The following is a 7,978-nucleotide window of genomic DNA, read 5'->3' on the forward strand; positions in this document are numbered from 1 at the left end:
GGCCTGCTGCTTCTTCGTAGCCTGAAGTTCCGTTAATCTGACCTGCGTTAAAAAGCCCTGCAACTCGTTTTGTTTCAAGAGAAGGGAAAAGCTGAGTCGGCTCAACGTAGTCGTATTCGACGGCATACCCAGGGCGGGCAACATGGCAGTTTTCAAAGCCCGGAAGCGTGCGCAAAAATGCGTCCTGAACTTCTTCCGGAAGGCTTGAAGAAAGACCATTGAGATAGATTTCATCGGTTGCAAGACTTTCCGGCTCTACAAAAAGCTGATGACGTTCACGCTCGGCAAAACGCATTACCTTGTCTTCGATTGAGGGGCAGTAGCGCGGACCTATTCCGTGGATTTTTCCTGAATAAAGCGGTGAACGGCCGATATTTTCGCGGATAATTTTATGAGTTTCTGCGTTTGTGTAGACTAAATGGCAGGGAACCTGTTCGCGGTTTACTTCTTCGTCTTCAAAAGAGAACGGAACGATTACATCATCACCGCCCTGAACTTCAAGATTTGTAAAATCGACAGTATGGCGTAAAATTCGCGGCGGCGTTCCTGTCTTAAGGCGTCCGGTCGTAAAGCCTAAACGGTTGAGCGACTGTGTGAGACCGAAGGCTGCCTGTTCACCGATTCTGCCGCACGGAGCATCGTATTCTCCGATAAAAATACGTCCGCCCAAAAAAGTTCCTGTCGTAAGAACAACAGAGCGCACAGGAATAAGCCTGCCGCGTTCTGTTACAACAGCAGTGATTTTCTGCCTTTTACCAGATTTTGCAGCTTCTGTTAAAATGTTTTTTTCTGTAAATTCACCCGGAATCTGACCGCTCTGGCTGCTTTCTGAAGGTGGAAGAGGTGTTTCACTTTCTGTGGTAAGAATGTCTACAACAGTGTCCATTAAAGTGTAGAGATTAGGCGTTGTTTCGACTGTCTGTCGGGCAAGGCTTGAATACAAAAGCTTGTCTGCCTGGCTTCGTGGTGCCTGAACGGCAGGTCCCCGGCTTTTATTGAGCATACGGAACTGAATCATTGATTTATCGATGAGTTTACCCATTTCACCGCCCAGAGCATCGATTTCGCGGACAATGTTACCTTTTGCAATGCCTCCAATTGAAGGATTGCAGCTCATTCTTGAAATTGAATCAACTGTCTGAGTAATCAATACTGTTTTGAGCCCCATCCGGGCAGAGGCCAAAGCTGCCTCAATTCCTGCGTGACCTCCGCCAACGACAGCTACATCATAAAAATCATAAAATCCAGCCATAGTGGAATAGATTATAGCGATTTTATTTCTTCTTGTGTACTCTGTGCGGAATTTTTATTATAATAAGTCATTATGCTGAAAAAAAATTCATTTTTGATTACTGTTTTAATGTTTATATCCGGTCTTTTTTTATCCTGTACAAGAAATCTTGGTTACAGCGTGCTTTTGTGGAGCAATCCGGAACATGAGCTTTTTGACGGCACACTTTTAAAAGTGCATATCAAATCGAATATTTCACAGGTTTATGTTGTTTCAATTCCAGGTTCCAAAGAAAATTTTGAAATTCCTCTATGGCAGGCAACCGAACCTGAAAGCAAAGGTAAGGCTTTGCGTCAGCAGAAACGTTTTTCTGAATTTGAGCACACTTACGCTTCAGTAAAGCTTGATGGACTTCCAATCCGATCAGATGCCGTAAATACTTCAAAACAGGTTTACCGTTTGCGGGAAGGAGAAATAATCCGCTGCCTATACAAGGGTGAAGGAGCAGCCGTTACAAACGGAAAAGGCAACATGAAAGGTGAGTGGCTCAGGGTGCTTACTGAGACAGGGACTTACGGCTGGTGTTTTTCGCACAATCTGGAACTGTTTTACTCAGAGAATTACGATGTTAAAAGTGTAAAAGAGTCTGCCGTAAAAATGAACGACCTGAAAGGTGAAAACAAAAATGGAGACAATGCAATTATCGAATCATTAGTTACAAAAAAATGGTATCCCGAAAGTTTTCAGAATATGATAAAAGTTGGCCGTATTGATGTAAACCGGATGAACCCAGATTACGGCTTTTCTTTTGGAATAAACATAGATGAAAACGCAGATTCTGTTTTTGCTGGAACAGCTGTCCTGAATACAGAAAATGCAGCAGGCTCATGGACGTTTACAGATATCAAAAAAACTGCTGAAAAGGAATACGAATTCACCGGCGCAAACCTAAAAATGTCAATCCGCGGGGCTACTTCTGACACAATGATTTTGCAGTATTCAGAAAAGGGCAGACCGAAAGTAGAAACGCTTGTTGCCCTTAGCGAAGATATTGAAGAGCTGATTTCAAATGAGCTTATGCGCAGACAGGATGAACTTAAACGCATCGCTCAGGCAGGTCCTGTATTCAAAAGTTCGAACTACGGAACAATCAAGTTTAATAACGAAAATTCAGTTACCTGGAGCAACTACAAGCTTTTGCAGCCGGCAATTATTTCAAACAAAGCACTTGGAAGTGTCACAGTAACACTTGATTACTTTATCGCAAATTCACTCAAATCTTCTTACGACGGTGTCCTTACAATGCACTTCACAGGAATGGAAGACGGCGTAAATTTCCTTTACAAGCTTACTGATACAGGGCTTCGTCTTGAAGATGCAACGCACGCACCGATTAAAGACGGTGTAGTAACTTCCCGCAGCGCAAGCCCGATGATTCTGTTCTTCGCAAAATAGGATTTTTTATGGCATTCGTACAGTTTTCTAAAGTGTCGCTTGCATTCGGCGACCGTGATATTCTAAAAGATGTATCTGTAAATTTGCAGGCAGGAAGCAAAGCAGCCCTCACCGGCGCAAACGGGACCGGAAAATCAACTCTCATTAAGGTAATGGCAGGGCTTGTTGCTCCTGATGACGGAAACCGTGCCGTGTCAAAAGATGCCCGAATCGCATACCTTCCTCAAAGCGGACTTACCCACCACGGCTGCACATTGCGGGAAGAAGCTGACAAAGCATTTGAATTCGGCTACCGTCTTCAGGAAGAACTCGACAAAATCGGCGATGATTTAAAAGCCGGACTCGGAAATCAGAACGCACTCCTTGAACGCCACGATTTTATCATCAATGAAATGGAATCGTCCGGCTTCAACCGCCGTCAGGCAACCGCCGAGCAGATTCTGATTGGCTTAGGCTTTTCCCACGAAGATCTGGACAAAAAGTGCGAAGAATTTTCTGGCGGATGGCAGATGAGGATTGCACTAGCAAAAAATCTTATGGTCAACCCCGACATTCTTCTTCTGGACGAACCTACAAACTACCTCGACATTGAAGCGCGCGAATGGCTCGAAAAATTTCTCAACAATTTTTCAGGCGGATTTTTACTCGTAAGCCACGACCGCTACTTTCTCGACCACACAATCAACGAAGTCTATGAGCTTTTTAACGGCGATTTGCACCGCTACGCAGGTAACTTTACCCACTACGAAAAGGTGCGCAAAGTGGAACTTGAAACGCTCATAAAAGAATACGAAAAACAGCAGGAAGAAATCCGGCACCTTCAGGAATTTATCGACCGCTTCGGGGCAAAGGCAACAAAGGCGGCTCAGGCTCAGGAAAGGCAGAAAATGCTCGACAAGATTCTCGAGCACGAAATAGTAATTCCGGAAAACCTCAAAAAGATTCACTTCAAATTTCCACCGGCTCCACATTCAGGCCGGCTCGTCGCTACTCTTGAGGGAGTTACAAAATCCTACGACGGCGAACATAAAGTTTTGGACAACCTCGACCTTCTGCTTGAAAACGGCGACAGATTAGTGGTTGCAGGTCACAACGGTGCGGGAAAATCGACCCTTCTGCGTATTTTGGCAGGAGTAGACACCAGTTTTGAAGGAAGCGTAAAGCTTGGGGCGGGCGTTTCTATAGGTTACTTTAGTCAGGATAACGCCGAAACTCTCAAAGGAAGCGCATCAATTTTAGAGACGATTGAGGCAGAAGCCCCGCTGGAGCTGATTCCGAAAGTGCGTGATATGCTCGGAGCCTTCCTTTTCCGCGGCGACGATGTTTTTAAAAGCCTGGACGTTCTTTCCGGCGGTGAAAAGTCTCGCGTGGCTCTTCTAAAGCTGCTTTTGAAGCCTGTAAATCTTCTCATTCTCGATGAACCGACAAACCACCTCGACATGCACTCAAAGGACGTTCTTCTCGAAGCGCTCAAAGATTTCGGCGGCACGGTAATTTTTGTAAGCCACGACCGCGGTTTTATCGAAGAGCTTTCAACACGTGTCCTCGAGCTCAAACCGGGCCAGTTCCGCACATTCCCCGGAGACTACCGCTATTACATGGAACGCTTGGAGAGGGAAGCGAATGGAGAGATTCCAACGGAAAACGGAAATTTGAAAATGGAAAATTCGGGCGGTTCCAGCCTTTCGGCTGGCCGGGCTTTGCGGGGTTCCGCTAACGCTCCATTGAACGCTGCAAGCAGCTTATCAACGGCTACGCCGCCCCTACAATCCCTACCGCAGGAAAGTGAAAAATCTTCAGCCCGCCTTTCTTACGAAGAAAAGAAAAAGCTTGAAGCAGAAAAGCGCAAGGCAGAAAAACGCGTTTCTCAGATAGAAGAAGAAATCGCTAAAGTCGAAGAAGAAAAATCTCTCGAAGAAAACAAAATGGCAGAGCCGGAAGTTTACTCAAACGGCGAAAAAGCTAAGGCTGTTCAGGCAAAAATTGCGGAACTTTCAAAAAAACTCGACGAACTCAACGAGCAGTGGGAAGAAGCGGCAATGTCATTGGAAGAGATGTAAGAAATATTGTGAAAAAAGTGCCGTTTACGCTTTTTTTCATTATATTAAAAGCATGACGATTACAATAAAATCAGCAAATCCTGCAAATATTGCAATTGATTTCAACGGAAACTTTTCTCTTGGAATGTTGAACTCAGTCCGTTCTGTTCCGAACAGAATTTATGTTCCAGAAAAGAAAATCTGGCTTATCCCGGATAATCAAAAATCTGTGGACACACTTCTTAAAAATCTTTACGACACAAAAGAATTTTCTATTACAGATGAAGAAGCAGAAGAACTTGCCGAAAAAATCAATCAATCAGAAACGGGAACAGAAAAGAAAATTCCACCAAAAACATCAGATTCTTCCATGAATAACACCATTTCTCAGGAAATTCAAAAACTCAAGGAAGTACTTATAGCCCGCCATTATAGCCCGCGCACAATGGAAAACTATATTTTCTGGGTAAAAAAATTTCTGTATGTGCACAAAGATTTTAAATCAGAAAGTCAAAGTCAAATCAATGGATTTCTTACAAATCTTGCCGTAAATGAAAATGTAAGCGCATCTACCCAAAATCAGGCACTGGCCGCCCTTCTGTTTTTTTTCCGTTTTGTCCGTGGCGAAAATCCTGAAAATTTTAAAAAACTTATCCATGCGAAAAATAAAAAACGTGCTCCCGTAGTTTTGACAAAAAACGAAATTGCCTCGGTAATTGCACATCTTGAAGAGAGTAAAAAACTTGCCGTAGAACTTCTCTATGGAACCGGAATGAGACTGAACGAACTGCTGTGCCTTAGAATTCTGGATATTGATTTTGAAAGAGCTGAAATTACAATCAGATATGGAAAAGGCGGAAAAGACCGGCGGGTTATGCTTCCCAAAAGTCTTGTCCCAAAACTTAAGAAACATATTGCAGAAGTAAAAAAAATCCATGGGAAAGACCTTGCCGAAGGGTGGGGAAAAGTTCTTCTCCCGCCGAATGTTGAAAAACGCTCCCCAGATTGTGCGAAAGAATTCCGCTGGCAGTGGCTGTTTCCTCAGAAAAACCGGTGGAAGAACGAAAAGACTGGCGAAGAAGGCCGCCATCACATGGACGAGAGCATTTTACAGAAAGCAGTAAAAAATGCAGTCCGAGATGCAGGAATCATAAAAAATGCCAGCTGCCACACATTCCGCCATTCTTTCGCCACGCACCTGCTTGAAAATGGCTATGACATCCGCACGGTACAAGAGCTTTTAGGCCACAGCGATATCCGCACAACGATGATTTACACGCATGTGCTGAATCGGGGAGCAAAAGAAGTAATTAGCCCGCTGGATGAGATTTTGTCGGGAAATGAAGAGGGAGCGCATTAAATGGTTTCCGTTTAAATGCTGGAGTTTAGATAAAAACTGTGATACTATTAAGAGATGCGTTTATTTTTTTTCGCACATTAAACGGCGAATTTGGTGTACGGGGATTTAAACGGATACGGCGAAATTATGTTATGCTCACAGCCCACTGGGCTGGAAATAAAGGGTAAATAAAAATGGGATACGATGCATTTGTAAGATGTAATTGTTATGAACTTGGTAAAACAAAACCTTTCAAGTATTCTCAATTTATTAAAACTTATCCAGAGTGTTTGTATTTAGAATTACCAGATGTACTTCCTAAAACTGTGAAAGAATCTAAAGAAAAAATCAAAGAATTATATAATGAATGGTATTGTAGTAATCCTTGTGAACACGAAGATATGGATTTTTGCAATGAATGGATTGCAAATGTAAGTGGAATGGGATGGTTAAAATCTTGTATATATTGGCTCGGTGGAGAAAAAGAATTCCCTGCACTTGGAACTCAACTTCCAGATTATAATGACGGTTTTATGCCTATAAAATTCAATAATCAATTCAGAGATGATTTAAAAAGATTTATTGAAAAGAAATTAACTACTTATTATTTAGAAACAAAAGATTGTAATTGGTATATTGAAGGAAATGCAGGGAATGAAATAGATGAATTATTATGCAAGAATGACGATATAGAGTTACATTCTTATAAAGGTAAAATCAGAATAGAAAAAAACAAAAATGTAATTTTTGAAGCAAACAAGTTTTCTGTCGAAAAAATAAATGACAATAAATATATATATGCAGCTGAAAATAATAAAATTGAAATACCAATCTTTCATATGCCACATATTTTTGATAAGCAAAAAAAATTAAATTTTTATTTTGAAGAACAAAATTGGAATATGAAAGACGAGTTTAAATTTAAATACAATACTTTTATTAAATTGTTGGATGCATCTGATAAAACAGGAAATCCAATTTGTTGGTGTTAAGAAAAAAGCATAACAAAGGTTCGTAGCCGACAGGCAGTCAAGCTGCCTGCGGTACAACCAGTTGTTATGCTCACAGCCCACTGGGCTGGTAGTTGCATATTACAAATTTCATAAATTTTATAAGAATGGAGAAAATTATGAATTTTAAGGGCAACACCGGAAAAATTATTACAACAGAGGAAGGATATGTTGTAATAAAACAAAAATCATTCGCTTTTGGTTCTTACGAAAAAAAGATTCCGTACAGCAGGATAAAATCAATTGAAATTGATGAGTCCAATATGGGCACGGCTGGATATATACGAATTGTCGAATTTGGAGATGAAAGAATTTTTAATAAGAAAAAAGGAGAAGCAGCATTAGATGATGACTCTGTTCTTTTTAATGGCAAGAAAAACTATAATTTGGCAAAAGATTTTAAGGAATTTGTAGAATCAAAGTTATCAAACTCAGATGAAACTTCTGATTCAGAAAAAAGTGTCTATACTAAAAAGAAAAAGGGTGGAAAATTAAAGTTTGTTATTTTTGCTGTTATTGCATTTATAATTGTTCAATGCAATATCTCAAATGCAAATAAGAAAAAAGAAGCCATAAAAGAAAGCCAAATTCCTGCTTATGAAAGATTTGGAATTTCTGAAAATGACTATGCAGAAATTAGTCCTATTTTCGAAAAATGTGGTTTCACAAAGATCACTAAAGTAGAAAAAGAAGATGAATTAAATGATGGAACAATTTCATATTATATTGAGATGGAAGGTGTAAAACCAAATAAAGTAATTTCTGTTGGAAAAACAGAAGGCAATATTATTACGGTATATTTGACAAAAGATAATAAACTGAGTGAAATTTTAGTAAATTTCTCTCCCGTTTATAAAAACGGTAAAATTTTAAATAAAATTGAAGCTTTTACAGAATTATCACT

General features: G+C 40.6%; 6 protein-coding genes. 5 read left to right on the forward strand and 1 reads right to left on the reverse strand.

Annotated elements, in window-relative coordinates:
• Positions 1-1,252 (reverse strand): FAD-dependent oxidoreductase (locus ACKI5B_RS11695; protein WP_407428956.1); only part of this gene is annotated, 1,252 nt, incomplete at its 3' end.
• Positions 1,253-1,324: 72 nt separating this feature from the next.
• Here ACKI5B_RS11695 and ACKI5B_RS11700 point away from each other — a divergent pair.
• The 5 genes from ACKI5B_RS11700 to ACKI5B_RS11720 form a co-directional block, all read left to right on the forward strand.
• Entirely contained in the window at positions 1,325-2,686 is a 1,362-nt protein-coding gene (locus ACKI5B_RS11700; protein WP_407428958.1) for an SH3 domain-containing protein, read from the forward strand.
• A gap of 8 nt (positions 2,687-2,694) precedes the next feature.
• Entirely contained in the window at positions 2,695-4,746 is a 2,052-nt protein-coding gene (locus ACKI5B_RS11705) for an ABC-F family ATP-binding cassette domain-containing protein (protein WP_407428960.1), read from the forward strand.
• A gap of 52 nt (positions 4,747-4,798) precedes the next feature.
• A complete protein-coding gene (locus tag ACKI5B_RS11710) occupies positions 4,799-6,085 on the forward strand; it encodes an integron integrase (RefSeq protein WP_407428962.1) in 1,287 nt (428 codons plus the stop codon).
• Between the two features lie 173 nt (positions 6,086-6,258).
• A complete protein-coding gene (locus ACKI5B_RS11715; protein ID WP_407428964.1) occupies positions 6,259-7,056 on the forward strand; it encodes a hypothetical protein in 798 nt (265 codons plus the stop codon).
• Positions 7,057-7,193: 137 nt separating this feature from the next.
• Positions 7,194-7,978, forward strand: a 785-nt coding sequence (locus tag ACKI5B_RS11720; protein WP_407428966.1) for a hypothetical protein, incomplete at its 3' end; no start/stop codon positions are given.

It is taken from the genome of Treponema sp. (assembly GCF_045657965.1).
Taxonomy (GTDB): domain Bacteria; phylum Spirochaetota; class Spirochaetia; order Treponematales; family Treponemataceae; genus Treponema_D.